The sequence below is a fragment of the Chitinophaga filiformis genome (assembly GCF_023100805.1).
GTDB classification, from domain to species: Bacteria; Bacteroidota; Bacteroidia; order Chitinophagales; family Chitinophagaceae; genus Chitinophaga; species Chitinophaga filiformis_B.
The window spans coordinates 4794217-4820620 of record NZ_CP095855.1 but is presented as its reverse complement, the minus strand read 5'-3'; the positions used below and the strand labels follow the sequence as shown (position 1 = coordinate 4820620).

At 48.2% G+C, this 26404-nt stretch carries 20 protein-coding genes; 14 read left to right on the top strand and 6 right to left on the bottom strand.

Annotation, left to right across the window (positions count from 1 at the left end; translation table 11 throughout):
• Positions 1-120: 120 nt before the first annotated feature.
• Positions 121-897 (bottom strand): response regulator, encoded by a 777-nt coding sequence (locus tag MYF79_RS18840; protein WP_247809194.1) that lies wholly within the window; start codon positions 895-897, stop codon positions 121-123.
• Positions 898-976: 79 nt separating this feature from the next.
• Positions 977-4240, bottom strand: a complete 3264-nt coding sequence (locus MYF79_RS18835; RefSeq protein ID WP_247809193.1) for a two-component regulator propeller domain-containing protein — start codon at positions 4238-4240, stop codon at positions 977-979.
• A gap of 243 nt (positions 4241-4483) precedes the next feature.
• Between MYF79_RS18835 and MYF79_RS18830 the strand changes: the two genes are divergently transcribed.
• From MYF79_RS18830 to MYF79_RS18810, 5 genes are read left to right on the top strand one after another with little or no spacing between them, the layout of a single operon-like run.
• Positions 4484-7537, top strand: a complete 3054-nt coding sequence (locus MYF79_RS18830) for a SusC/RagA family TonB-linked outer membrane protein (RefSeq protein ID WP_247809192.1) — start codon at positions 4484-4486, stop codon at positions 7535-7537.
• Positions 7538-7555: 18 nt separating this feature from the next.
• Positions 7556-9118 (top strand): RagB/SusD family nutrient uptake outer membrane protein, encoded by a 1563-nt coding sequence (locus MYF79_RS18825; RefSeq protein ID WP_247809191.1) that lies wholly within the window; start codon positions 7556-7558, stop codon positions 9116-9118.
• A gap of 14 nt (positions 9119-9132) precedes the next feature.
• Positions 9133-10617, top strand: coding sequence for an arabinan endo-1,5-alpha-L-arabinosidase (locus MYF79_RS18820; protein WP_247809190.1), 1485 nt, complete (start codon positions 9133-9135; stop codon positions 10615-10617).
• A 27-nt stretch (positions 10618-10644) separates the two neighbouring features.
• Positions 10645-12621, top strand: coding sequence for an alpha-L-arabinofuranosidase C-terminal domain-containing protein (locus MYF79_RS18815; RefSeq protein WP_247809189.1), 1977 nt, complete (start codon positions 10645-10647; stop codon positions 12619-12621).
• A 21-nt stretch (positions 12622-12642) separates the two neighbouring features.
• A complete protein-coding gene (locus tag MYF79_RS18810) occupies positions 12643-13665 on the top strand; it encodes an arabinan endo-1,5-alpha-L-arabinosidase (RefSeq protein ID WP_247809188.1) in 1023 nt (340 codons plus the stop codon).
• Here MYF79_RS18810 and MYF79_RS18805 read toward each other — a convergent pair.
• Positions 13640-13870: a hypothetical protein gene (locus MYF79_RS18805; RefSeq protein ID WP_247809187.1), complete on the bottom strand. Its 231-nt coding sequence runs from the start codon at positions 13868-13870 to the stop codon at positions 13640-13642. The two genes, MYF79_RS18810 and MYF79_RS18805, sit on opposite strands and share 26 nt — an antisense overlap.
• Before the next feature lie 24 nt (positions 13871-13894).
• The gene (locus tag MYF79_RS18800; RefSeq protein ID WP_247809186.1) at positions 13895-14923 is read right to left on the bottom strand and encodes a hypothetical protein; all 1029 of its coding nucleotides are present in this window, start codon (positions 14921-14923) and stop codon (positions 13895-13897) included.
• Between the two features lie 264 nt (positions 14924-15187).
• On the opposite strand from MYF79_RS18800, the gene MYF79_RS18795 reads away from it, so the two are divergent.
• Entirely contained in the window at positions 15188-16249 is a 1062-nt protein-coding gene (locus tag MYF79_RS18795; protein ID WP_247809185.1) for a sensor histidine kinase, read from the top strand.
• Entirely contained in the window at positions 16246-16971 is a 726-nt protein-coding gene (locus MYF79_RS18790; RefSeq protein ID WP_247809184.1) for a LytR/AlgR family response regulator transcription factor, read from the top strand. The genes MYF79_RS18795 and MYF79_RS18790 overlap by 4 nt, the downstream gene beginning before the upstream one ends.
• A gap of 253 nt (positions 16972-17224) precedes the next feature.
• Here MYF79_RS18790 and MYF79_RS18785 read toward each other — a convergent pair whose 3' ends face one another.
• Positions 17225-17680, bottom strand: coding sequence for a PepSY-like domain-containing protein (locus MYF79_RS18785; protein ID WP_247809183.1), 456 nt, complete (start codon positions 17678-17680; stop codon positions 17225-17227).
• A 175-nt stretch (positions 17681-17855) separates the two neighbouring features.
• Here MYF79_RS18785 and MYF79_RS18780 point away from each other — a divergent pair, with 175 nt between their 5' ends.
• Positions 17856-18155: a hypothetical protein gene (locus MYF79_RS18780; RefSeq protein WP_247809182.1), complete on the top strand. Its 300-nt coding sequence runs from the start codon at positions 17856-17858 to the stop codon at positions 18153-18155.
• 1755 nt (positions 18156-19910) lie between these two features.
• Here MYF79_RS18780 and MYF79_RS18775 read toward each other — a convergent pair.
• A complete protein-coding gene (locus tag MYF79_RS18775) occupies positions 19911-22019 on the bottom strand; it encodes a glycosyl hydrolase family 18 protein (RefSeq protein WP_247809181.1) in 2109 nt (702 codons plus the stop codon).
• A gap of 332 nt (positions 22020-22351) precedes the next feature.
• Here MYF79_RS18775 and MYF79_RS18770 point away from each other — a divergent pair, with 332 nt between their 5' ends.
• The 6 genes from MYF79_RS18770 to MYF79_RS18745 all read left to right on the top strand — a co-directional run bounded on the left by MYF79_RS18770 (position 22352) and on the right by MYF79_RS18745 (position 26402).
• Entirely contained in the window at positions 22352-22924 is a 573-nt protein-coding gene (locus MYF79_RS18770) for a DUF4255 domain-containing protein (protein ID WP_199658865.1), read from the top strand.
• A 14-nt stretch (positions 22925-22938) separates the two neighbouring features.
• On the top strand, positions 22939-23751 hold the full coding sequence (locus MYF79_RS18765; protein WP_247809180.1) for a hypothetical protein: 813 nt from the start codon (positions 22939-22941) through the stop codon (positions 23749-23751).
• A gap of 18 nt (positions 23752-23769) precedes the next feature.
• Positions 23770-25272 carry a phage tail sheath family protein gene (locus MYF79_RS18760; RefSeq protein WP_247809179.1) on the top strand — a complete coding sequence of 501 codons (1503 nt, stop codon included), beginning with the start codon at positions 23770-23772 and terminating at the stop codon, positions 25270-25272.
• A gap of 93 nt (positions 25273-25365) precedes the next feature.
• Positions 25366-25779 carry a phage tail protein gene (locus tag MYF79_RS18755; protein ID WP_247809178.1) on the top strand — a complete coding sequence of 138 codons (414 nt, stop codon included), beginning with the start codon at positions 25366-25368 and terminating at the stop codon, positions 25777-25779.
• Between the two features lie 23 nt (positions 25780-25802).
• Positions 25803-26225 carry a phage tail protein gene (locus MYF79_RS18750; protein ID WP_247809177.1) on the top strand — a complete coding sequence of 141 codons (423 nt, stop codon included), beginning with the start codon at positions 25803-25805 and terminating at the stop codon, positions 26223-26225.
• Between the two features lie 6 nt (positions 26226-26231).
• Positions 26232-26402, top strand: a complete 171-nt coding sequence (locus tag MYF79_RS18745) for a DUF5908 family protein (protein ID WP_199658860.1) — start codon at positions 26232-26234, stop codon at positions 26400-26402.
• Positions 26403-26404 lie beyond the last annotated feature (2 nt).

Below are 26404 nucleotides of genomic sequence, written 5' to 3'. Positions count from 1 at the left end.
GATTGAAACCCTCCGGCTACAAACACCGCCCGGGGTTGAAAACCCCGCGCTACAAACAATAGGACCCCTGACGGGGTCCTATTGACGCGAATGATTCCGTTATGTTAGTCCGTGGTAATTTTATCGCATTTGTTTTTCAGCCTGTTTTGAGGCCTGGTACTCCGAAGGCGTCATACCGAACTGCTTCAGGAAATTCCTCCCGAAATTCGTCTGGGAATGATACCCCACCATATCCGACACCTCATATATTTTGAGACTGCCCTGCGCAAGCAAGACCGCCGCCTTCTTCAGACGGGTTACATTCACCAGTTCATTAGGCGTAAGGTCAGAAATAGACTTGATCTTCCTGTACAATGTCGGCCGGCTCATATTCATGAGCCGCGCAAGCTTTTCGATATCGAGGTCGGCATCTTCCAGGTTGTCGTGAATAATAGCCGTCAGCTGCTCCAGGAACAATTCATCCGGCCGGGTGGAGGCTATGGTGTTGATATTCGCAAGCGGAGAATGTGCGAAGTAGTCTTTGATCTTGGAACGGTTGGCCAGGAGTGAAGCGATCTGCGCCATCAGGAACTCGGTCGAGAAGGGCTTGTCAACATAGGCATCTGCGCCCAGTTCCAACCCCGCTATTTTAGCCTGCAGCGTATTCTTAGCCGTCAGCAGAACAACCGGAATATGACAATAATCAAATGTAGACTTAATAAGGCGGCATAGCTCAAAGCCATCCATCACCGGCATCATCACATCACTGATAACCAGCTGTACCGGCTCGGTACCCAACAAAGCTAAAGCCTGCTTCCCGTTTTGCGCGGTCAGCATCGTATATTTTTCACTGAGTTCTTCCCCAAGGAAGGCCAGGATTTCTTCATTATCGTCAACGAGTAGTAACAGTGGTTTCATGCTATCTGGTTTGTAGTGGTGAATGATTTATTGATGTTGATTGTTCCGTGTATATGCAGTACAAACACAAAGCATAGTGTCATGGCGTTTGGTTTGTGGCGGTGACTGATTTATTCGTCCTGCCGGGTTGCAGGTTGAACTCTATCTCCTGGTGTACCGGCACTCGCAACACGAACACATTCAGCTGTTGATGGCCTGTTTGTAAGGTTAGCGTCCCTTTATGTAACACCGCGAGAGACCGTGAAAGCGCCAGGCCTATTCCCGTACCTTTCTGCATCTCCGTTTCCTTGAGCCGGAAGAATGGCTCGAATATCTTTTCCTTCATTTCTTCAGGTATGAGATGACCATCATTGCTAACCTCTATGATGAAATAATTATCATCGTCAGGAGAAATGTGCAGACGTATGCCGGCCATGGTAGCAGCGTATTTTACAGCATTGCCGATGAGGTTACTGAGTATTTTATTGAAGGCCTCGATATCTACATAGGCGTATAGTTCCGCCGGCCGCTCAAGTGAAAGTTCCAGCTGCCTTTGTTCGGCCAGTGTTTTAAACCCTGTGTACATCTCTTCCAGCAGATCGGGGATATTGGCTTTGACAAAACTGAGGGAGTAACCATTCAATTCTGTTTGCCGGAAGTCCAGCAGCTGGCCTGTGAGGCCTACCAACCTGTTAGTGTTGCGCTCCATGATGGCGAGGCTGTCTTTAATTTCCGGGATATGGCCGGCTTTCCTGATCACTTTCTCTAATGGCGCTTTAATGAGTGTCAGCGGTGTTTTGATCTCGTGCGCTACGTTTGTAAAGAACTCGATCTTGGCCTTAAACACTTCTTTCTCTTTCGCCGCTTCGAACAGTTCGATCTTCCGCCGGTTCTTTGCTTCAATGCGTTGATGATAGTTCCGGATAATGTACCAGATGATGCAGGTAGCCAGTACCGCATACAATACCAGCGCCCACCAGCTACGCCACCAGGGTGGCATGATCTCGATAATAAGCGTGGTTGCCGTTGCAGGCCATACGCCACCACTGTTGCGGGCCTTCACCCTGAAGGTATAAGTGCCTGGCGCCAGTTCCGTGAAATAAGCCTTGCGGTTGGTCTTCAGGTAGGTCCAGTTCTTATCCAGGTTTTCCATCTTATAGGCATATTCCGCTATCTCGGGCGCCGTATAACTCAGCAGGGCAAAGTCAATGCTGAAGGTAGACTGGTGATAGTTCAGTACGATCCTGCCGGTAGAGGTAACAGATCTTTGTAAGGGCGAGCCTTTTGCCGCGATGGGCAGCTCGCGGTTGTTGACCTGGAAACCGGTGATGTAAACGGGACCAACATAGGTGTTCTGTACAAATTCGTCAGGATTGAAACTGATGAACCCTTTCCCGCTGCCGAAATACATACGCCCTGAGGCATCCTTGTAGGCGGAATTGAAGTTGAACTGGTCGCTCAGCAGACCGTTTGCCCTCGTGTAGGTCTTTACAATGCCGTTCCGTGGGTTGAAACAGCTCAATCCGCGGGAGGTGCTGATCCAGAGATTGGCTTGTTTGTCTTCCAGTATACTGAGCATAAAATTGCTGGGGAACCCGTTTTCCGTAGTGTACCGCGTAAAATTATTCCGGGCCCTGTTATACCTGCAAAGACCTCCTTCTGTAGCAAACCAGAGCTGACCTTTGGTATCTTCAAAGATGCTGTTGATACGATCACTGCTCAGGCTTGTTGTATCGTTTTCGGCATAGCGGAAATTCCCTTTTTTACCTGTAGCGGGATCATAGAAATGAATACCACTGCCGTAAGTACCTGCCCAGAATACGCCCGACCTGTCCTGCAGGAGACAGGAATACCAGTTCACGAGCGGGAGACCGGTAAACAGCGCGAAATCGTTCCGGCTTTTGTCATACTGATAGGCGCCCCTGGTAGTACCCAGCATAATGGGGCCTCCGGGAGGGTGGTATATACAGTAGATAAAATTGCTCTGTAGGGCGCTCAGGCCGGATTGCATATTGAAGCGCCGGGTCACCTTTCCCGTGCGGGTATTCAGTACATCCAGGCCATGCTCGAAAGTACCGAGCCAGAGTTCATCGCCATCCAGCAGCAGACCGTGGATATTGGTATAGGATATACTGCCAGCCGCACCACCCGGCTGGAAATGTGTGAACGTTTGTGTAGCCGGATCCAGCCGGTTCAGCCCTGCGTCTTCGGTGCCGATCCAGAGATTGTTATACCTGTCGGCATGGATCTCGCGAACCACGTTCCCGCTGAGGGAGTTTTCGCCTGTTTTAGGGAAATATTTCCTGAAAGGCGTGTATTGTGTGGGATAGTAGTTAACGCCGCCAAAATAGGTGCCTGCCCAGATGCCGCCTTCCTTGTCGCGGCAGAAGGTATATACCGCGTTGTCGGAAATAGAATAGGGATCATTGTACATCTTACGGAGGTTCTTTGCTTTCCCTGTAAGCGTGTTATAAATGAAGATGCCTGTCTCGGTAGCGATCCAGTATTCATGATCGGCTGTCTGCAGGAAATTGCGGACAAAGATATCGGTACGGTCATCGTTGTAGGCCAGGATATCAGCATAGGCGCCGGACGCGATATTAAACCGTTTAACGCCCTGGTTGGCCGTACCCACCAGTATGCTGCCGTCCCGGGTGCTGCTTATTTTCTCTATCCAGCGGGAGACCGGCGGTTTCGAATGACTGAACATATCGTAAGCCCTGAAGGTGCCGGTATGGGCATCATATTGCTGCAGGTAGCCATCGATTGTGGCAGCCCAGATGTTGCCATCGGGAGAGAGGCAAAGGGAACTGACCTCAAAGAAACTGTCGGTACTGAAATATTGCAACTGGCGCCTGGCAGGGTGGTACCGGAACAGGGAAAAGCCGGATACGAACCAGATATTGCCTGTACTGTCTCCCTGAATAGCCCTTATTTGCCCCCGGGGTGCCAGGCCCATAAAAAGAAAACTTTCAGTTGAATTGTTATAACTATAGAGGCCGTTTTCCGTGCCCACCCAAAGGGTACCGTCAGGACCTTCGTAGAGGGCATGGATAAAGTTGCTGCCAATGCTGCTGCTGTCTTTAGGATTGTGACGGAAAACCTTGAAGGTATAACCGTCAAAGCGGTTCAGTCCGTCTTTGGTGCCGAACCACATAAAACCTCTGCTGTCCTGCAGGCTGCAGATGACGGCATTGTTCGACAGGCCATTCTCAACCTGGTAGTGCCGGAAATAGTACAATTGTCCGGATGCGCGTCCTGTACCACCAGCAAGAAGACAGATCAGCAGCCATAGGCGTATCTGAAAATAAAAACGTGGTGTGGAATGCCATTGTCCCTGTTCACTATAACGCGGTTTACACATAGCGTTTCATAACGTAAAATCGAAAATGAGATGATTTGCTGAAGTTTTGATACAGTTTGTAGAGCCAAAGAAAACTAATAATCGCAACTTCATACCAATATTCCAGATCACAGGCCGGAAAAAGGAGACAGTAGGTTTAATTGTTACTGTCACACTAATAAAAGTAACTATTTAAAATGTTCCGGGCAAGATTTTCCGGACATATATATGAGTTTTATTTGAATTACTAATAATTACACGTTTATGAAACTGATCCGCATCTTGCTAAACAGCAGCGTATTCCCTATACTCGCCTGCGCGCTGTTGCTGCTTATTGAGCCGGTATCCGCCCGGCAAACCGTCAGAAAAAAATACCGTGGAACGGTCATCTCCCGCGAAAACGAGCCTGTTATTGGCGCCAGCGTCAGTGTGAAGGGCGGGGCAGGGACAGTGACTGATATATCAGGAAATTTTACCATTGAAGCGGAAGAAGGGACCATCGCTACCATTAGCAGTATCGGTTTTGAGAATAAGGAGATCCTGTTGAAGGGCGATGAACTGCTGTCCGTAAGACTGGAAAAGTCGTACCGGAACCTGAACGACGTGGTGGTAGTAGGGTATGGTACGGTAAAGAAAAAAGACCTCACAGGCTCCGTGGCATTGGTGAATGTGTCAGAAGCAAAAAAGAACGTGTCTTACGACGTGGCAAAAATGTTACAGGGACAGGCGGCCGGTATCAGCGTGCATGGCTCCGGGGAACCCGGTGGTTTTGTGCAGATCAAGATCCGTGGTACGACCACCTTCGGAAATAACAGTCCCCTGTTTGTAATAGATGGCGTGCCGGTAGACGCGCCTTACGATTTCTCTCCCAACGATATTGAGAGCATTCAGGTACTGAAAGACGCCTCAGCGGCCGCCATCTATGGTTCCAGGGCGGCAACAGGCGTGATCATCATCACCACCAGGAAAGGAAAACAAGGTCCGGTAAGGGTAAATGTGAGCAGTTATGCGGGCGTACAGGAAGTGGCCAGGAAGATACCGCTGACCGACAGGGCCCAATACCAGCAGATCGTATCGGCGGCTGAAACCAACGCCGGACTTTCCCTGGCACCTGCCAACGATCCGACCAACCCTTCATACGTATCCAACATCAATACAGACTGGCAGAAAGAAGGCCTGAAACGTGGGGTGATACAAGACCATAATGTGGGCCTTTCGGGTGGAACAGAGAACATCTCCTACAATGCGTCCCTGGGCTATTTCAATCAGACAGGTACACAGGTAGGGCCGCAGAAATACGACCGCTATACCCTGAACAGCAATCTGCAGGGCAAAAAAGGTCGTTTCAGCTATGGCGTGAAGGCTGCCTATACTCAATCGCACAAGGGCAATTATGGCGCTACCAACGGGCACGCGGTGTTCGGAGGGGTAGTGACCAGTATGCTGACAGCCATTCCTACCATGCCGGTATATGATCCTTCCCGCCTGGGTGGATACGGTGGCAGCGATCAGGTAAAGAACAGGGCCATCTCTGCCAATGTAGTAGGGATCAATAACCTGGTAAATGATTACAGCGACCGTAACCGCTTCCTGGGAAATGCCTGGGGCGAACTGGAAATAGTAAAGAACCTGAAATACAGGATCAATGCCAGCTTTGACAGGACCGACTATGAGAACGCCCACTTTGAGCCGCGTTTCGATATGGGATACTACTATCTCAATACACAATACTACATGTACCTGCAGTATGGTCATGCAAAGACAAGCCTGCTGGAACATACATTGACCTACCAGCTGCAGAAAGGCAAACATAAAATTGACCTCCTGGGTGGTATGACCTACCAGGAAGATAAGAACGAATGGATGTCTGCCACCGCGCAGGATACTGCGGACCTGAACTTCAGGACCTTTGGCGCCGTAGCCAGGGCTGGTGCGAAAGGTGTGACCAGCTGGAAAGGTACCGCCGCGCTGTACTCTATGCTGGGAAGGATCAATTACAATTATGATGATCGTTACCTGCTGACGGCCAACTTCAGACGCGATGGTTCCTCCAAGTTTGCGCCAGCCAACAGGTACGGTAATTTCGCCGGTTTTGCTGCCGCCTGGAATATCAGTAATGAGAAATTCATGAAGCTGCCTTCCTTCATCAGCAGCCTGAAACTGAGAGGCGGTTATGGTGTATTGGGTAACCAGACCTCCCTGGGCTGGTATGACTACCAGTCGTATATCAACAATACCACCAACTACCTGTTTGGCGAGCAACTGGCCACCGGTTCCACTACTGTGTCTGTAACAGACCCTACGCTGAAATGGGAGTCTACCACTACCACCAACGTAGCGTTGGACCTGGGCCTCTTTAAAGAGAAATTGTCCTTTACGGCAGAATATTATAACCGTCTTTCAAAAGACATCATTACCGCTATCCCTATCCCTTATTCTGTGGGTTCTTTCCCGCAGACGCTCACTACCAATGCCGCATCGCTGAAGAACAGCGGTATTGAGCTCACGCTGACCTATAAGGACAACATCGGTGCATTGAATTATTCTATCAATGCCAATGCCTATACGCTGAGGAACAAGGTGGAGAAACTCGGTGGCAAGAACAACCCGGTGTATGGGGCCGGCAGCAAAACAGAAGTAGGCCGCGAAGTAGGGGAACTGTTCGGCTACCAGACAGAAGGCATCTTCCAGAGCCAGGATGAAATTGCCAAACATGCCACCCAGGATCAGTCGGGCGGTATTAAACCCGGCGATATCAAATACAAGGATATAGACGGTAATGGCGCCATTACTGATGCAGACAGGACATACCTGGGTTCCGTGATCCCTAAGTTCTACTATGGACTGAACGTATCTGCCTCCTATAAAAACTTCGATCTGTCTTTCTTCTGGCAGGGCAATATGGGCAGTAAGGTGAACAACGGCGTGTATGCAGCGTTGATGGCCGGCCAGTATGGTAACGCGCATATTGACGAACTGAATTACTGGACGCCTGCACACACCAATACCAATGTACCAAGACCACTGATCAACGATATCAATAACAGCAGGTTCTCAGACCGTTTTGTGCAGAGCGGCTCTTATGTAAAACTGCAGAATGCGCAGATCGGGTACACTATTCCCGAGTCCACCCTCAACAGGACACATGTGTTCAGAAGCCTGCGTGTTTATCTCTCAGGATTGAACCTGGTTACCATCACCAAATACAAAGGCTATGACCCGGATTTCATCAGCGACGGTTTGTTCAACAGGGGCTTTGACTATGGCTCCTTCCCGAACCCGAGAACAGTGATGTTTGGTGTACAGTTAGGCCTTTAATCTTTAAACAGCATTACAATGAAACGTACTATATCTCATTATATTCTTACCCTTACCGCTGCCAGCATACTTGCTGCCGGCTGTGGCAAAAAGCTGGACCAGGTAAATCCGAATGCACAGACTTCCGCAAGCTTCTGGCAAACAGGCAATGATGCCATTCAGGGTATCAATGCGGCATATGCACCCTTATTGCTCGACGGCGCCTATATGCGCTTTACACCGATACTGTTGGATGTACGGGGGGATGATATCAGGAGCAATAGTCCCTGGACCGCCATTTCAGGCGTGGGTAAATTTGCGTTGGGTACCGGCAATGCGGATGGTTATGGATGGGCTTTCGACGAATACTATGAAGGCATATTCCGCTGTAACCAGGTGCTCGACAATGTGCCCGCCATCAATATGGCCGAAGATCAGAAGAACCGCGTGCTTGGGCAGGCATATTTCCTGAGAGGCTTGTATTTCTTTCACCTGGTGAACCTGTTTGGGAATGTGGCATTGCCTACCAGGTCTCCGCAGTCAAAGGCAGATTTCTACGGTAAACAGATGACGGCGGCGGACGGCTGGCAGCAGATCATCTCTGATTTTAAAGCAGCAGCCGATCTTTTGCCGGTTTCCTACAAAGATGTGAACGGCGCAGACGCCAACCAGGTAGGCAGGGCTACCAAAGGCGCTGCCATGGGCTACCTGGGCAAAGCCTACCTGTTCAATAAAAAGTATCCGGAAGCAGCAGAACAGTTTAAAAAAGTAATAGACCTGGGTGTCTATTCGCTGATGCCTGATTATAAAGACAATTTTACAGAGAGCAAAGAGAACAACGCAGAGTCCATCTTCGAGGTACAGTTCTCCACGACCGTTGGAGGTACCGATCTGGGATGGCAGGGTATTCCCACTTCTACCTGGGCCAAGACCTCCGCGCGGGCAATCACTTATGGTGCGCCGAATTTCGGATGGACCGACGTACAGCCAACGATGGCAGTGTTCAATGAATTTATGCAGGAGAAGACAGTAGATGGTGCAACCGATCCGCGACTGGATGCGACCATCTTCTATAACAAACCTGGTGAGATGATCTATGGGCAGCCATTTGCGCAGGTATATGCCAACAGCTCCTATCTCAATGACATCTTCTGTAGAAAATATGAAAATGGAGACGGGAATAAGCCTAATGAATATGACTGGAAGTCGGGCATTAATGAAAGACTGATGCGGTATTCCGACATCCTGCTGATGTATGCAGAATGTCTCAATGAGCAGTCGCAGACCGCCCTGGCAGCACCTTACATTCAGCAGGTAAGAACACGTGCAAAGCTACCCGATATCACCGCTGCAATGGCAGTAATGACACAGGCGCAGATGCGCGATCAGCTATCGCACGAACGCCTGCTGGAATTCTGCCTGGAAGGTCACCGTTTCGACGATATACGCCGCTGGGGATGGTTGGAAGATGAAAACAAACTGGCTATGCTGAAAGCCCGCGATCCGGAGTTCAACAACTATAAAGCCGGTAAAGAACTATATCCTATTCCACAGGGAGAGATAGATAATAATCCCGGGTTCAAACAGAACTCATCTTACTAAAGTAAAAGCAGCATATGATCCATTTTCGTTCAGGGGCAGTACTGCTTTTGCTGATGGCAGGCTTAGTTTCCTGCAGTAAGAAAGATGCAACTTCGCCTGCCACCAGGGATACCTCTATCTTAGAGCCGCCGCCTGTCAGCTTTGACATCAACAGTATCAATGATACATACGATGATGTGGCTCCCTTTGTTTATTATCCCAAATGGGGACCGTATAACGTACATGACCCTGTTATCAGGAAATACGGCAGTTACTACTACTGCTACAGTACAGATGTTGGTTTCGGCATTTCCGTAAGGCCTGGTATACAGGTGCGTAAATCCAAAGACCTGGTTGAATGGACCTTTGTGGGATGGGTATTTGATAAGCTACCATCCCAGGGAGCTTCCTTTATACAACAGAAGGGTGGTACGCCCAATAACAGTCTGTGGGCGCCCAGTGTGGTGAAAGTGGGCAATGAATACCGCCTGTATTATTCCCTGGCTTCCAATCTCGGACGCCTCAGCGTGATCGGGCTGGCAACGGCTTCATCGCCCGAAGGGTCCTGGACGGAGAAGGGCCTGGTGGTGACTTCATTGAATGACAACTCGATCCAGACAAATGCCATTGATCCGAGTGTGCTTGTAACACCTTCCGGAGAGCACTGGATGTATTATGGCTCTGCATGGGATGGTATTTATGTCGTTAAGCTGGACCCTGCAACAGGGCTGGCGCTGAACAGCAATGATAAAGGAAAGCGTATTGCCAATCGCGGGTTCACAAGTGGAAAGTATAACGGCAATATCGAGGGCGCAGAAGTGGTGTATAATGCGGTGCAGCAGAAATACTTCCTGTTCATCGCGTACGACTGGCTGGAAACAAAGTACAATACCCGTGTAATGCGTGGCGACAGGCCCGACGGTCCTTTCTACGATTTTAAAGGCGCTGATGCCAATACCGATACAGACCATGGCCCCATGATCACGGCCCCCTACCAGTTCAGCGGTCATAGTGGCTGGCAGGGCGTATCGCATTGCACGGTGTTTGACGATGGGAGTGGACAATACTATATGGCACATCAGGGACGGCCGGGCATCAACAAATACTTCATGGACCTCCACGTGCGGAAATTATTCTGGACCACAGACGGCTGGCCGGTCGTATCGCCGGAGCGTTACGCCTGGGAAGACAATGCCTCTGTGCCGGTGGACAGTATCACCGGTAGCTGGGAGCAGATCATACTCGGTTATCGTGTAGTACCGGGGTATGGTAATGAACAGGTGTCGCCCGATTTCCAGGTGTCTGTCCCCCTCACTATATCGGCCAATGGCACATTGAACAATGATGCCGCCAGCAAATGGGTATACAATGCTCCCTGGCTGGAAATGCGCTGGAGCAACGGGTATACGGATAAGGTACTGGTACAGCGCGGCCGCGACTGGGAGAAGAGGACATCCGGCCTGGTATTCACGGGGCTGAATAATGACGGTGTGGCCATTTGGGGTAAAAAAAGTAAGTAATGATCTCAACAAAAGATAAAGGAGCTAATGAAAAATAAGGTAGTAAAGGTACTCGCACTTGGATTGTTGTTGTTGCCGGGTATTACAAAAGCACAAAATAACAATGTCATCAATATTGAGACCAGGACGATCACGGCGAAAATAGCGCCAACGATGTGGGGCGTGTTCTTCGAAGACATTAACATGGGAGCAGATGGTGGTATCTATGCAGAGCTGGTGAAGAACCGTTCCTTTGAGTTCTTCCGGCCCCTGATGGGATGGACAGTGAGCGGTGAAAAGGTAAAGGAAGGCGACCTGCTGATCCTGAACAGAACACCTGTCCATACGGCCAATCCGCGCTTCCTGCGGGCCACTGTCAGGAACACAGTAGCAGGCGAAGCAGGGCTGAGGAATGAAGGCTTCCGCGGCATAGGCATTAAACAGGGACTGCGTTATGATTTCTCGGTATACTACAGGCAGCAACAGCCAGGTATCAGGCTGCATGTGCAGTTGCTGAACGCCAACGGCAAAGTGATTGGCGATACGATACTGACGCCCTCACAGCAGGACACTGCATGGCATAAGGAAGCAGTAAGTTTCCATGCTACGGAAACGGAGGCGAAAGCATCGCTGCAGTTATGGCTGGAAGGCAATGGAACGATTGACCTGGATATGATCTCCCTGTTTCCGGAAGATACCTGGAAAAGACGCCCGGGCGGTATGCGGGCTGACATGATACAGCAGCTGGCGGATATGAAACCCGGCTTTATCCGTTTCCCTGGCGGCTGTATTGTAGAAGGATTTGACCTTTCACAACGTTATCAATGGAAAAAGACCATCGGGCCGGTAGAGGAACGGCAACTGATCATCAATCGCTGGAACTTTGAGTTTGCACACCGTCCTACGCCGGATTATTTCCAGACCTTCGGACTGGGGTTCTTCGAATACTTCCAGCTGGCGGAAGATATCGGTGCTGAGCCACTGCCTATCCTCAACTGTGGCATGGCCTGCCAGTTCAACTCCGCCGAGCTGGTACCACTCGATGAACTGGATCCGTATATCCAGGATGCCCTTGATCTTATTGAATTTGCCAACGGCGATACGACCAGTACATGGGGCAAGGTCCGCGCGCATATGGGGCATCCGGCGCCGTTTCAGCTGAAGCTGCTGGGTATAGGCAATGAGAACTGGGGCCCGCAGTATGTCGAGCGACTGCAACGCTTCACGAAAGCTATCAGGGAAAGGTACCCTGACATCAGGCTAGTGAACAGTTCCGGAACAGATCCCGAGGGAGAACGTTTCGACTACCTGAACAAAGCGCTGCGCGATATGCATGCCGATATTATTGATGAACATTATTATCGTCCGCCACAATGGTTCCTGCAGAATGCCCGGCGTTATGACAACTACCCGCGGAATGGTTCAAAAGTATTTGCAGGAGAGTATGCTGCGCAAAGTGACAAGACAGTCAGTATCCACAACAAGAACAACTGGCTTACAGCGCTATCTGAGGCCGCCTTCATGACTGGCCTGGAAAGGAATGCCGCCGTGGTGAACATGGCCTCATATGCGCCCTTATTTGCTCATGCAGACGGCTGGCAATGGACGCCCGACCTGATATGGGTAGACAACCTGCGGTCTTATGGCACGCCGAATTATTATGTGCAGCAATTGTTCTCACTAAATAAGGGAACGGCAGTTGTGCCGGTGCATATGCACAATGATGTCATAGCAGGGCTGGATAGCCTCTATGCCACTGCTGCACTGGATGAGAAAAGCCATGAGCTGATCATCAAACTGGTGAACGTATCGGATAAAGAACAGGGCTATACCGTACAGCTGGATGCAAAACCTGCCGTGCGGGCCAGGCTGACAGTGCTGCAGCATGATGATGTGAATACTGTCAACAGCTTTGAACAACCGGGGAGGGTATCGCCTAAAGAGATGGAGATGAGCATACCCGGGAAGCGCTTCCCCCTGCAGCTTGCGCCGCGTTCGCTAAGTGTGCTGAGAGTGCGTTTATAGTTTGATAAAAATTATCCGATAGTGAAACGTACATTCTTTCTTTGGTTGATACTAATGGGGACATTCCACCTGTGGGCACAGACTGTGTCCACAGGAACGGAATTTACTACCCGCAACACACCGGTACATGACCCTGTGATGATCAGGGAGAAGGATACTTATTACCTGTTCTGCACAGGCAACGGCATCAGCATTTTCACTTCACGGGACAAGCAGCACTGGCGTAAAGAGGCGCCGGTATTCGACAGGCCTCCGGAGTGGGCTGTTAAAGCTGTTCCGGGTTTTAAAGGGCATATATGGGCGCCGGATATCAGCTTTTATAATGGGCGGTATTACCTGTACTATGCGGTTTCTGCATTCGGTAAAAATACCTCCTGTATAGGGCTTGCGGTCAATAAAACCTTAGACCCGGCATCGCCTGATTACAGGTGGGAAGACAAAGGGAAAGTGATACAATCAGTTCCCGGGCGTGACATGTGGAATGCCATTGATCCCAATCTTATTTTTGATGAAGGAGGAACACCCTGGTTGTCTTTTGGGTCTTTCTGGGAGGGCATCAAGCTGGTGAAAATGGAAAAGGACCTGCTAAGGCCGGGCGAGCCGGAGGAATGGTATACCATTGCCAGCAGACCGAGGGATTTCGCTACTCCCGATACAGCTGCGGGCAATGCGGCAATAGAGGCGCCGTTCATTTTCAGGAAAGGGAAATACTATTATTTGTTTGTATCGCACGACTACTGTTGCCGTGCAGAGAAAAGTACTTATAAGGTGGTGGTGGGAAGAAGTGAAAAAGTACAGGGGCCCTACCTGGACAGGCAGGGCGTACCCTTACAATTGGATGGGGGCAGTTTGGTAACACAGGGTGATGGTGTTAACTGGTATGGCGCCGGACATAACGCCGTATTCAGCGATACCGGCAAAGACTATCTGCTCCTGCATGGATATGATGCGCATGACAGGGGACGTTCCAAGCTGCTGCTGGAAGAAATAACATGGGATCCTTCCGGCTGGCCCGTACCTATCCAATTAGGTGCAGGTCAATAGGTAATTCGATACAGGAATGCCCCTGTGCTTTAAGGCAGAGAAATACATCTTCTGCCTTAAAGCAATCTCCTTCTATCCGCATGATCTTATCTTCATCTTCCAGGTCGAAGGTTACCTTCAGCGCCGGGTCTCTTCGCAGCATATCGGTGATAATACGCCTCACTTCATCTGCATATAGCACGTCTGTCTTAAAAACTTTTACCATGAGCATAACAGGATTGATGATATCTTATTGTTTCGCTCCCAGCAATGTGAATGGATTGAACGATATGCCTATATTAAAATAGAAAGCGGGGTCGGGAGTGTTCTTATATACAAAATCGCCAAATGAATCTTCCTTCCTGAAAACCCTCCCCGAAGGCGTCATTTTCATACCCGTTTTTACGGTTAGCAAAAGATACTTTGTCAGAATATGTTCATACAAGAATCCTGAATTAAGATCCATTTGCCGGTACTCGTATCTCTGGTTCTGAGATGTACTGTCTGAATTATACAGGTAGAAAGAGGTCCTGTCGATCTCTGTACCGAACGACAACCTTCCATTCGTATGTAGCAGTTTCCTGAGGTACAGGTACCTGGGGAAGGCCACATCTGCAGTGAAGCCATTACTGAATTTATGCTCATAAGCAATGGTCGGCATAACAGGCGCCTGTGCGCTCGGATCAATATTGACGAGCATCCCGACGATCAACCTAGTACGCTGGTCGGCCTTCAGGATCATGGAGGCTGTGAGTAATCCCTTTACCCTTTCGAGATATCGCTCACTACCATCTACCACCAGGCTGGAAGTATAAATGGTCCGTTTGTTGAATAGCTTTGAGAAATAGGTGAAGTTGACAGATGAATAAATATAATGGAACTCATCGTTAAGGTTTTTAATACTTCCTGCAAGTGGAGTGATATCTGCTTCAATGGCTGTTCGCCTGTAACCCGCAGAGGCACCCAGCATCCAGGACTTCATTTTTATAAAGTTGTAGTTGGCACTCAGTTTCAACTGTGTGAACCCCGTCACTTTGCTTTCCGGCAAGGCTTTTCCCAGTTGTTCTGAAGTGAATTTGTACGGTGTTGTGTAAATAAACTCCACATTCAGAGGGCGGGTAACGGCAAACTTGTCGGCGGCATAAGTTTCCACCCGCTTAGACATATTGAGGCTATCCTGTCTTCCCGTTTGCATATTGTCTCTGTTCTGCGAAAAACATTCTACCGACAAGATCAGTATACCTGATACTGATGTTACTAATTTCTGTTTAATGTCCATATGCGATATTTAAGTCCGGTTTATAGATGAGGAGAAGTTGGCTGCAATCAATAGCCGGCGTAGCGTAGCTATTGAATATTGCAGTACAAAGGAAGGGATAATGCAAAACCGCTCTTTCGTTTTTATACAAAACGGATTACATTTTATACTAAATCTTCCGGCGGTAAAATTTGGTAGACCAGGGAAGCTGTTTCGTATAATTTCCCTCCCTCGGCGGATATAATCGCTTTATATTTGAACTGTGTTGAACTTTTAAAAGGTACTATGAAGCATAAGCATGACGATACGATCATACGGCTGATCATTGATGACCGGTACAGGTTGTTGCGGCACGCAATGGTGGTGTTTGGGATCCTGACGATGATCTCCTTTACCAATGAAATTCAGGGGTCGGGGGAAGACAGGTACTTTAGATTAATATGTGTGTCTGTTTTTTTGATACTTATGTGCTATGTCAATATGAATGTGCTGGTGCCGCAGTTTTTCTTCCGGGGTAGGTATATACTTTATCTGGCGCTTCTGTTGACAGTGGTCATAGTTGGCAGGATGGCAATGTCCCGCTTATTGCGTTACTTCGATGCCGCGTCCCATTTGGACACCATTCAAAACAGCAATGACAAATTAGGCATTTATGAAGGAACGATCATATTGATCGCTGTTGTACTTGTTACTACGATGGTAAAGCTCTTTCAGCGATGGATGAGAGACAATGAGCGGATGGCTGAGTTGAGCAATCTTACATTGACGATGGAACTGAACGAACTGAAGAACCAGATCAATCCTCATTTTCTCTTCAATATGCTGAATGGTATCAAAGCCCTGATACGAAAAGACCCTGAGAAAGCTACGCTCGTGATCATGAAGTTATCTGAGTTCCTCCGTTACCAGTTGTATGAGAATAATGCGGAAAAGACGTCGCTGCGCTCAGAAATCAATTTCCTGTCTAACTTCCTGGCACTGGAGAAGCTCAGGAGAGATAACCTTTCTATTGACATCTGCAGTGATACGCCTTCGCGGATACTCAACTGGGTATCTTTGCCGCCAAACCTGTTTACCACCTTCCTGGAAAATGCAGTAAAGCACAGCGTAGATATCAGTGGCCATGAATCTTACGTCAACGTCGGGATCGAGATCAAAGATGATAAGCTTCACTTCAGCTGTACCAATTCAAAAGACCCCGGATACCGGCCTTCTGACGGAAGGAATAGCGGGCTGGGACTGGCTAACATAAAAAGAAGGCTGGAATTGTTGTACCATGATAATTATAACCTTGAAATTGCGGCTACGGATAAAGAACATACTGTCAAATTAACTATACCTTTATGAGATGCGTTATTGTAGATGATGAACCACTGGCAAGAGAGGAAATGCAGGAACTCATCAGAGAAGTTTCCCAGGTGGAAGTTGCAGGCGTATTCTCCAACGCGCTTACCGCAATGGACTTCCTGAAAACAAATGAGGCAGATCTTATTTTCCTGGATATCGAAATGCCGATGGTGACAGGACTGGAATTTGCTGCACAATTGCCGAAGCAGCTCCTGACTGTTTTCACCACGGCTTACCCGCAATATGCTTTTAAAAGTTACGAGCTGGATGCTATCGACTACCTGTTGAAGCCCATTGATAAAGCACGGTTGGAGAAGGCGATCAATAAAGCCGAGGCATATAAAAGGTTACTTTCTGATGAAACAGAGAAGAACATCGTGCAGTCGAATACAGGTGATTTCCTGATCATTAAGTCGGATCGCCGGTTTCACAGGCTCAACTTCAGTGATGTCAGGTTTATTGAAGGACTAAAAGACTATGTAGTGATATATACCGGCAATCAGAAGCTGATCACGGCCATGAATCTGAAGACCATCCATCAGAAGATGCCGCAGCATCTTTTTATACGGGTGAGTAAGTCGTACGTCGTGAACACAAACTATGTAGATTCATTCGACCATCGCAATATCTATGTAGGGGAGTCGGAAATACCAATAGGGGAGGTGTATAAGCGGGATTTCTTTAAGATATATTCAGGCGGCTCTCTGAACCCGGAGGAATAGGCGCTCAAAGCCGTTCATGGGCATTTCAGCCGGTATTTTGTCCGCTTCGGCCGGCTCCCGCTAACAGGCAATACCAAAACAAAGGATCTTAGCGACAGTAAAGTTTAGAATAACAGTTAAAAGTTGTAGGTTTAATCACGGCCGGGATGTTTATCCCGGCTGTCCTTTTTGAGCCCGGCGATCTGTATTATACATAAAAAAAGCAGCCGCCCGGTGTTCCGGAACGGCTGCTTTTTATGTATACGCTGAATGGTTATTCTTTCTTCTTACTCTTACCGTCCTTTTTATCCAGCTCATTTTTCAACACTTTGCCATCTGCAGCGAAGGTCACGTCTCTTTTCTCGGTATCCTTCTTCAGTTCCAGCTTGTAGGTGGTGGTGGTTCCGGCAGTATGTTTGTCGGCGTCGTGTATCTTATAACCGGCGAACTGCTGTTGAACGGCCTGTTTTACGGTAGCAGGCAGATCCGCGTCCTTAATGTCTTCCTTTTGTTTTGCCAGCTTGCCTGTGGCGTCATACCAGACATCGTGTTTTTCAAATTCAGCCTTGTACTGGTTGTCCTTTAATTTCCATTTAACACCTGTAGCCTTGGGATACTGTTGCTGGAAGCTCTTTGTAACTGCGGCTGGTACGCTTACCGGCTGATCAGTTTTCTGCGCATAGGAGCCGAGGGCAGTTCCCATTAAAAGAATTAAAATAAGATGTTTCATGAACTTGCTTTTTAAATGAAGCCATAAATTTACGGAAAGTATCAGCATCCGGGAAAAAATCGGTTATATCGACGACAGATTCCCTGAAATATGAGAGAAAAATTAATATCCGGGCTTGATTCTGCGCTTATCCGTACCTTTGTAGCATCGTTTCCCCATCAATAATTTCACTGTTATGATCCAGTTCCGTGCAATAAGAAGGACGCTCGTTCCGGACAATACTATGGCTGACTACATTCAGAATCTGCCTAACAGGTACAACAATTCGAAAGCAGAACGGATTGCGGCTTATCTTACCAATCAGTTTGGCAATGAAACCTGCAGTCATCATCCTCATCACATCGTAGAGATGAATATTGAGTCCAGGTCTGAAGAGGGGGAGCTGGTACTCTATGAATACAGCAAACCGTGCTGTGATACCTTTACAAAGCGTATCAAGGAGATTATCAGTAAAACGAAGGAGATGTTTCCCTGATACCTGCTGTTTGCCGTCGTAAGTCGCGGTTGCAATAAACTTCATTTCCCCATATTTGAATGCTGCCGGCCTGGCATGCTTAATGATATCTTTCTCTTGTCTTTTTATTTGGTTTTACGTTTGTCGCGGTTTCAGGTGGGACCCCGGGCTGTATCCCTTTTCGAGGTCCTTACTATCTGGCTTTATCAATCGTGTTTGGCTGTTGGTTGCCCATTAAACTCCCATCAAGCGTATCGGCACTCTCAAAGGGATAAGGCCCCTGGGTCTCCACCTGAAACCCCTCAGTAAGCGTCCTCTAATAAACTTCATTTCTCTTTATCTGAATGTTGCCGGCCTGGCATGCTTAATGATATCTTTCTCTTGTCTTTTTATTTGGTTTTGCGTTTGTCGCGGTTTCAGATGGCACCCCGGGCTGTATCCCTTTTCGAGGTCCTTACTATCTGGCTTTATCAATCGTGTTTGGCTATTGGTTGCCTATTAAACTCCCATCAAGCGTGTTGGCACTCTCAAAGGGATAAGGCCCTTGGGTCTCCACCTGAAACCCCTCAGTAAGCGTCCTCCAACAAACTCATTTCCCCTTTGATAATTATTTGAATGCTACCGGACCGACATGTTTAATGATATCGTCTCTTACAATTTAAGTTTGGATTTGCGTCTGTTGCGGTTTCAGGTAACGCCAGGGGCTGTATCTTCGGGTGTACGAACACGTTTGACAAAGGGTAAGAAATATTAAACAGCCAATATCACCAGATAGACGATTCTTTCCGGGGAGATTTAACGCGGAGCCTGAAACATTCCCTTGAGAGCACTGAGACGCTTGATAAGGGCTTCACTAGATGTCCAACGGCAGATATCACTGGAAGGAAGGCCCTTGTTGAGGCGTTTGAAATCGAGGCAGAAGCATTTATCTCTTTGGGGATGCCAAGCCTTTTGACACGAGGGCAATAGATACCCGATAACCCGATAGTCGACATTGCTTGATTGACAGCTCTCGCTGAGGTGGTTTGACGTGGGGCCGAAAGCACTTATTCCATTGAAAGTACTGAGACTTCTCGCAGGGCTTCAATAAATACCCAAAAGCCAATATCACTGGATAGACGGCCTTTGCCGGGATAGTTGAAGTCGGGGTAGTTGAAGTCCGGGTAGTTGAAGTCGAGGCTGAATCACTTAGCTCTTTGGGAGTGCCGGTGCTCCCGACAAGAGCAATAGACATCAAACAGTCAATAGCTCAGGTTGACGGCTCTTGCTGAGGAGGTTTCAGGTGGAGACCCAAGGGCCTTATCCCTTTGAGAGTGTTGATACGACCAACCAGGGGTTCAATAGATATTCAACTGCCAAATACGACATATAAAGCAAAATAGCAAGGACCTCGAAAAGGGATACAGCCCGGGGTCCCACCTGAAACCGCAGCACAGCATAGTCAAATTGCCATGAAGGCTTGTAATTCCGGACGGTTCAATAGATATTCAACTGCCAAATACGACATACAAGGCAAAATAGCAAAGACCTCGAAAAGGGATACAGCCCGGGGTCCCACCTGAAACCGCAGCACAGCATGGTCAAATTGCCATGAAGGCTTGTAATTCCGGACGGTTCAATAGATATTCAACTGCCAAATACGACATATAAAGCAAAATAGCAAGGACCTCGAAAAGGGATACAGCCCGGGGTCCCACCTGAAACCGCAGCACGGCATAGTCAAATTGCCTGTAAGGCTTATGATCCTCGACAGGTTCAATAGACACGCAATTACTCTTAAGGCTTATCATTCTTCGACAGCAATGGCCTTATCAGGATACGCATAATCAGCATACCCAGCAGCAACCCTACGGTGAAGATCAGCAGGAGATCCAGCATGGGAATGGTTACACATTTTGATTTGGCATTAGTGACATCCGCATGGGTGATGCCAAAAGGGACATCCCGGTTCAGGAAGAGGGTAACGATGCCAAAGAAGGCGGTGATCAGCACCCATGCTATCAGGATGCGCAACACCAGTTTCCGCCAGGGCCAATCCATGCCGGTCATACGTACATTGTAGGCATAGAAGAAGCCGATCAGCAAGGCAATGATGAAGAAGAAGAGGGTGACATAAGCGAAGAAACTATCGTCCCTGTCTTTCTCAGCCTCCAGCTGGCAGGGATCTGTGAAGAGCAGTTTCAGCGTCAGCATTTCATGACTGACCTTGTTAACAACCCTCGTCCACCATGACGAGGTTACTATGGTTGGTGGCCCCAGCTTTATGGTATCAGTGAAGGTGGTATCTATGCTGATGAATTTATATGCCAGCTCGTCCCAGAGTTCTCCATAACCATCGTCTGCTCCCAGCGGCCAGATGGCTACGCCTCCCAGTCCGTTGTTCAATATGTAGTCATATTTAACATCCAGGGTGTTCTCGTTATCAAACCATATTTCTGAAGTCACATCGCCATTAGCATCTTTCTCTTCTATGTAGGCAGCTACGGCATCTTCATCATAGATAACTGAGCTGTCGCCGGGATACTTGTTCCTGATCTCACTGAAAGGCACATACCGGGTGAAAACGTCTTTCCCGCCGGTAGGGCTTTTTTTCCACTGGGTACCATAATAGGACAGGAGTAGTATGAACTTCGATGGAGCGATCTGCAGGTTCAGGAACCGGGACATAACTGGTTCAATGGCGCGGCGTGCATCTCCTTTCATGGGCGACAAAGCACCGGCACGGGTACCGCTTGCTTTTGTGAAGTCGATCAGGAAGTGGTCGGTCAGCGGGTCGAGTGCTCTCAGGTCATAGGCAGATTGATCGTCGTAAGCAGGCAGGGTGACCGTGATGGTATATTGCTGCTGACCGTTATGTTCAAAATAATTGGAGAGCAAAGTTACAAAGCGGGAGAAGGCATCCCGTTGCTTTGCACTTAGTTGACTGAACCAGATATTTATACCATCTGCCTGGTACTGTTGTAATAAAGGTAACAGCGAATCGATACAGCGGAACTGGGCGTCTTCATCTTTCAGGAGCGCCTCAATATGTGCAGGATCAGTTTCATAATAGGTGAACATCCGGCTTTTACCTGCCGCTGCTGCCAGGTTGAAGATGTTCAGCGGAGCGGGAGGAATGTTTTTTGCCTTAATATCTTTTTCAGTAGTATAGCCATAGAAGCTGACCGTGCTCAGGGCGGTGAAATTGTACTGTAGATATTTGTCGTTCATCCAATAGGGGTGAACACCTATTACATGTGCCTTATGTCCGAGGGTAATAGTATAAGTTACGCCTAATGTATCGCTCAGCCGTAAGGTATCTACTTTGTCGTGCGGACGTCCGTACAATGCACGTACTGCCACCAACTGCTTTTGCTGTGCTTCGCTGTTCCTTTCCTCTTTTTCCTTTTGCTGCAAGATGGGAATGATCTTGCTGATGAGAGAGGCAACATCTGTTTCAGGGATCGGTGCAGGTGGCTCCGCCGGTGTTTCATCGGGTGCCAGTACGGTATCTTTCTCCTGGCTGGCAATAATATTATTAATAAGTGCACGCAATGAGTCGAAGTGCTGATTCTGCTGTAATGATAACTCTGCATTCAGTTTTTTGATGTCTGCCGCAGTAGCCACCATAGAGTCGGCCATGACCGTCCTGATGATGGTGATCACACGTTGTTGTTCCCTGGCCCTTGCATTTTTTGTAAACCTGAGAGCAGCAATGATCTTTTGCAGCAGTTTCACTTTCCCGGTGGTGTCTTTCTGAAAAGTGGGTAAGTTAATGGTTTTTATGCCGCTGCCGGTATCGTACGGGGAAGGGCATACGTTATTTGCGTGGACATTATTTTTAAGAGACAAAAAGATAATAAGGATAAGAAAGAAACCCGAAACGGTTCTGATCAGGGAATACATAGACTGTAAAATTTACGGAACAACTTCGCGGCAAGAGTAGTGATAATAATTAATAAAAAATAGGTAAATATTCATTTAAATAAAAATTTTATTGTTTTCATTTAACTACTATATTGTGCCCAATATGAAAATCTTAGTTCCTTAGAGTAACCTAGTACCTTGATTTTCGTTAAGTAAACACAACTCAAATAAAGAGGACAAAAAGGCCGAGTAGTTTTAACACAACATAACATCGTAAACTGCCACTGCAAAACATTGTGCAACGCCAGTTTTACTGAGTACTTCCTGAAGACATACGCCACCAGAGTACTTCCTGATAAAATAATAGCCATATGATTTACGAAACCCTGTCGTGCGTCACTGAAGTGATCAATCAACACTTCGGCAGGCAGCTGCATGTCAACGAGGAAAAAGTAGTGCTGTCCGGTATTGTAAATCAGGATGGAAGTATTGCTATACAGGGAGAGAATAAAGTACTTGTAACGCTGATCAACATTGAGAAAGAAGCGTTGGGAAAAGGTGTGCCCGGTTATAATTCGGGGGTAATGCAGACCAGGTCTATGCCGCCGGTTTGTATTAATCTCTACATATTATTTTCGGCATACTTCAATGGAAATAACTATGCGGAAGCATTGCGTTTTATTTCCTTCGTCATGGCTTTCTTTCAGTCGCACAATGTATTTACGCCGGCTGATACACCATCGCTTGACCGTCGGATCGACAAGCTGGTATTTGAGATGGAAAGTATGGGCACAGAGCGCTTGAACAACGTATGGGCTACACTTGGCGCCAAGTATATGCCTTCCGTTGTGTACAAAATGCGTATGTTAACATTTGACGACAGCATCATCAGGGAATACAGACCTTCCGTGTCAGGCATTACTACAAACGATAAACTTCTGTAAACGGAATTACCGTAATGGGATTTGATTTGCTGACGGAGATTTATTTCCGCCACGGTTTCTTTGCTGACAATTGTCTAAGAAATATCCGCGTGCTGTTGCCACAGCAAACAGCAACAGACATGCGACGTTATGATCTGATCTTCCGCAGGCTGCCGGATGGATTTGTATTGCTTTTTAACAACAGCAATACAGATCAGCGGGCACAATTACTGCGGGAGCAGCTCACATTGGAATTTGACCTACAATTGTCAGATCCGTTCTTTTATAACTACACGAGTTTGCCACAAACAGACATTCCCGGTAGTATACTCCTGTTCACTAACGCGGACGGGTATGCGCCGGGCAGCTTACATAAAGAAGCGTTTGTGGCGGGCAGTGAAGTGGTTGCTTTTGAACATCAGGTCGCCGTTATATCCGTCAGGCCATTCGGACGGGTCATATTGCAATTGAAACCTGATCTGTTAAACAGCTATGAGATCAGCTTCGCGGCAAGGGCTACACGCTGGTGTTATTTCCTGATGAGCGACAATCTTGCTGCACTGTCGGAACCAGCTATTCTTGACACCAGCAATAAAGTTCGTTTTGCAGGACCGCGGGCGGTAACGCTGCCCGACGGCGCACGCGCCAGTGTGTTTGTTTCGGAAGAAACGATCGCACTGGCGCAAAGACCTTTACATACATTCCAACTGGTGGATGCCGGTGGCATTGGCGGTCTGCAGCGGACCGTGATCCCGGCGCTTCCATCGCCTGACATCCAGACTATTTCAGCGGCGGGCATAGCAGGCTATGACCGCGCACAAGCATATTCCGAAATCTTTTTATACTAATCTCAAACCCGTACAGCTATGGCTTCAACACTCATGACACCGGGCGTTTACATAGAAGAAAAGAACGCCTTTCCCAGTTCTGCCGTTGCCGTCGAAACAGCAGTCCCTGTCTTTATCGGCTACACAGAAAAGGCCGAGCGGTTTGGTAAATCACTACTGAATAAACCAACCCGTGTTACCTCTTTCGCAGAGTTCGTGGAACTCTTCGGCGCAGGCTTCCGTGCAAAGTTCAGCATTGCTGATCCGGAAGCAGATTACAAAGGAGAAACATTCATCGTGAACGGCGCTCCGAAGGTAGTGAAGATCATGCCTAAGAACACTTTCTACCTTTACAACAGCATTCGCCTGTTCTACGCGAACGGTGGCGCCAACTGTTACATCGTTTCCGTAGGTACCTACGGCGGTAAGGCAGAAGGCCTGGACATCGCCCTGGATGACTTTACAGGTTCTGATACCAAACCCGATATCCTGCTTGCGCTGGAGAAAGAGTTTGAACCGACCCTGGTAGTTGTTCCCGACATCATCGCCCTCGGTGAAGGCGCTTACAACACCATGTACACAAAGGTGCTGGCGCATTGCGCGAAAACACAGAGCCGCTTTGGCCTCTTTGATCTGGCAAAACAGGGCGCTACCGATACCACCGATGCTGTGGTGGCCGCCTTCCGCGACAAGATCGGTATCAACGCATTGAACTACGGCGCAGCCTATTATCCCTGGCTGAAAACGGCCATCGTACAGGCCGGCGAGATCGACTTTGAAAACATCGATCCGGCTGTTGACCTGGCCACCGTGTTGCCCGAGACACTGGCGCAACAGGTGGTGACGGCCTATAAAGCCATTGCAAATCCTGACGCGAACGCTAAAAAGAATTACCACCAGTCGCTCAAAGCATCCAGTCCTGTATATAACAGCATCCTGGAAGAGATCAGGTCCAACCTGAACGAACTACCACCAAGCGGTGCGATGGCGGGTATCTATACCATGGTGGACAGCACCCGCGGTGTCTGGAAAGCGCCGGCCAACGTGTCTGTAAGCATGGTGAACGCGCCTTCTGTGAACATTTCGCACGATGAACAGAAACAACTGAACGTGGATGTAATGGCAGGTAAATCCATCAACGTGATCCGTCCTTTCCCTGGCATCGGTACACTGGTATGGGGTGGCCGCACACTGGACGGTAACAGCCAGGACTGGCGTTATATCAACGTACGCCGTACCCTCATCATGATCGAGCAATCTATCAAGCTGGCGGCACGTACCTACGTATTCGAGCCAAACGATGCAACCACCTGGGTAACCGTAAAGGCCATGATCGACAATTTCCTGAACAACCTCTGGAAACAGGGCGCACTGGCAGGAGCTGCTCCTGAACAGGCTTACGATGTGCAGCTGGGCCTCGGCTCCACTATGACGCCACAGGATATCCTCGATGGTAAAATGCTGATCACCGTGAGAGTAGCGATCGTAAGACCTGCGGAATTCATCGTGATCACATTCCAGCAGATGATGCAGCAATCTTAACAAACAACAACTCATTCACCCTATTATCTTACTTATTAAAAGCTTACAACTATGCCAGATGACGGATCTACCCAAGCCCAAACCACGTGGCCTTTGGTCAAATTTTCCTTCAAGGTCATGTGGGACGGCGCAGAACTGATATTCCAGGAAGTAACCGGACTATCATCAGAAACACAGATCATTGAATACCGCGGCGGCAGCAGCCCAGTATACTCAACAGTAAAAATGCCCGGTATCCAGAAGTTCTCCAATATCACCCTGAAAAAGGGCATCTTCAAAGGAGACAAGGCACTGTGGGATAAGTACAAAGGTATCACGATGAATACTTACAAGCGTATCAACATCGTAGTGAGCCTGCTGGACGAAAAGCAGGATATCGCTATGAGCTGGACGCTGAAGAACGCTTTCCCGTGCAAGATCACTGTAACGGATATGAAATCGGACGCTAACGAAATAGCTGTTGAGTCTATGGAAGTAGCGCACGAAGGTTTAACCATCAGCGAATAAGGCGTATGGATCCCGGATATCCAATGACAGGCTTTCATTACAAGGTGAATTTTATCAATTACCTGGGTAAGGAAGAAGGGAATTTCCAGGAGGTGAGCGGCATTTCCGTTAACATAGCCACAGAACCAGTAAAGGAGGGGGGAGAGAATCAGTTTGTTTACAAACTGCCTTCCCCTCCTCAATACAGTAACCTGGTGCTGAAGCGTGGCCTGTTGGTCGGTTCTGTCGTTACCGATTGGGTGAGGACTACCTTATCTACCTTTAAATTTAAGCCTACAACCGTTGTGGTTATGCTACTGGATGAGCTCCATCAGCCCCTCTACGTCTGGAAGTTCTATGGCGTCTATCCCGTAAAGATGGAAGTTTCAGGCCTCAAGGCGAAAGAAGGGGAAATTGCGATAGAGACGCTGGAGCTGGCCTACAAATATTTTGAAAAGTTTAACTGATAACCGATGCCACTGGAAGTAAGAGAACTTGTGATCAAAGTGACCGTCTCTACAGATACGGGCAAACCTAATACGGCGCTGCCTGACGAAAAAACACTGCGCCAGTGGAAGGAAAATATTATCAGGGAATGTATAGACAAGGTCCTGAGCAGGATGAAAACTGAAGCTGACAGATAGCT

Coding starts and splice junctions, on each gene's coding strand:
- MYF79_RS18840 (WP_247809194.1), bottom strand. CDS start 897: ATGAAACCACTGTTACTACTCGTTGACGATAATGAAGAAATCCTGGCC.
- MYF79_RS18835 (WP_247809193.1), bottom strand. CDS start 4,240: ATGTGTAAACCGCGTTATAGTGAACAGGGACAATGGCATTCCACACCA.
- MYF79_RS18830 (WP_247809192.1), top strand. CDS start 4,484: ATGAAACTGATCCGCATCTTGCTAAACAGCAGCGTATTCCCTATACTC.
- MYF79_RS18825 (WP_247809191.1), top strand. CDS start 7,556: ATGAAACGTACTATATCTCATTATATTCTTACCCTTACCGCTGCCAGC.
- MYF79_RS18820 (WP_247809190.1), top strand. CDS start 9,133: ATGATCCATTTTCGTTCAGGGGCAGTACTGCTTTTGCTGATGGCAGGC.
- MYF79_RS18815 (WP_247809189.1), top strand. CDS start 10,645: ATGAAAAATAAGGTAGTAAAGGTACTCGCACTTGGATTGTTGTTGTTG.
- MYF79_RS18805 (WP_247809187.1), bottom strand. CDS start 13,870: ATGGTAAAAGTTTTTAAGACAGACGTGCTATATGCAGATGAAGTGAGG.
- MYF79_RS18800 (WP_247809186.1), bottom strand. CDS start 14,923: ATGGACATTAAACAGAAATTAGTAACATCAGTATCAGGTATACTGATC.
- MYF79_RS18795 (WP_247809185.1), top strand. CDS start 15,188: ATGAAGCATAAGCATGACGATACGATCATACGGCTGATCATTGATGAC.
- MYF79_RS18790 (WP_247809184.1), top strand. CDS start 16,246: ATGAGATGCGTTATTGTAGATGATGAACCACTGGCAAGAGAGGAAATG.
- MYF79_RS18785 (WP_247809183.1), bottom strand. CDS start 17,680: ATGAAACATCTTATTTTAATTCTTTTAATGGGAACTGCCCTCGGCTCC.
- MYF79_RS18780 (WP_247809182.1), top strand. CDS start 17,856: ATGATCCAGTTCCGTGCAATAAGAAGGACGCTCGTTCCGGACAATACT.
- MYF79_RS18775 (WP_247809181.1), bottom strand. CDS start 22,019: ATGTATTCCCTGATCAGAACCGTTTCGGGTTTCTTTCTTATCCTTATT.
- MYF79_RS18770 (WP_199658865.1), top strand. CDS start 22,352: ATGATTTACGAAACCCTGTCGTGCGTCACTGAAGTGATCAATCAACAC.
- MYF79_RS18765 (WP_247809180.1), top strand. CDS start 22,939: ATGGGATTTGATTTGCTGACGGAGATTTATTTCCGCCACGGTTTCTTT.
- MYF79_RS18760 (WP_247809179.1), top strand. CDS start 23,770: ATGGCTTCAACACTCATGACACCGGGCGTTTACATAGAAGAAAAGAAC.
- MYF79_RS18750 (WP_247809177.1), top strand. CDS start 25,803: ATGACAGGCTTTCATTACAAGGTGAATTTTATCAATTACCTGGGTAAG.
- MYF79_RS18745 (WP_199658860.1), top strand. CDS start 26,232: ATGCCACTGGAAGTAAGAGAACTTGTGATCAAAGTGACCGTCTCTACA.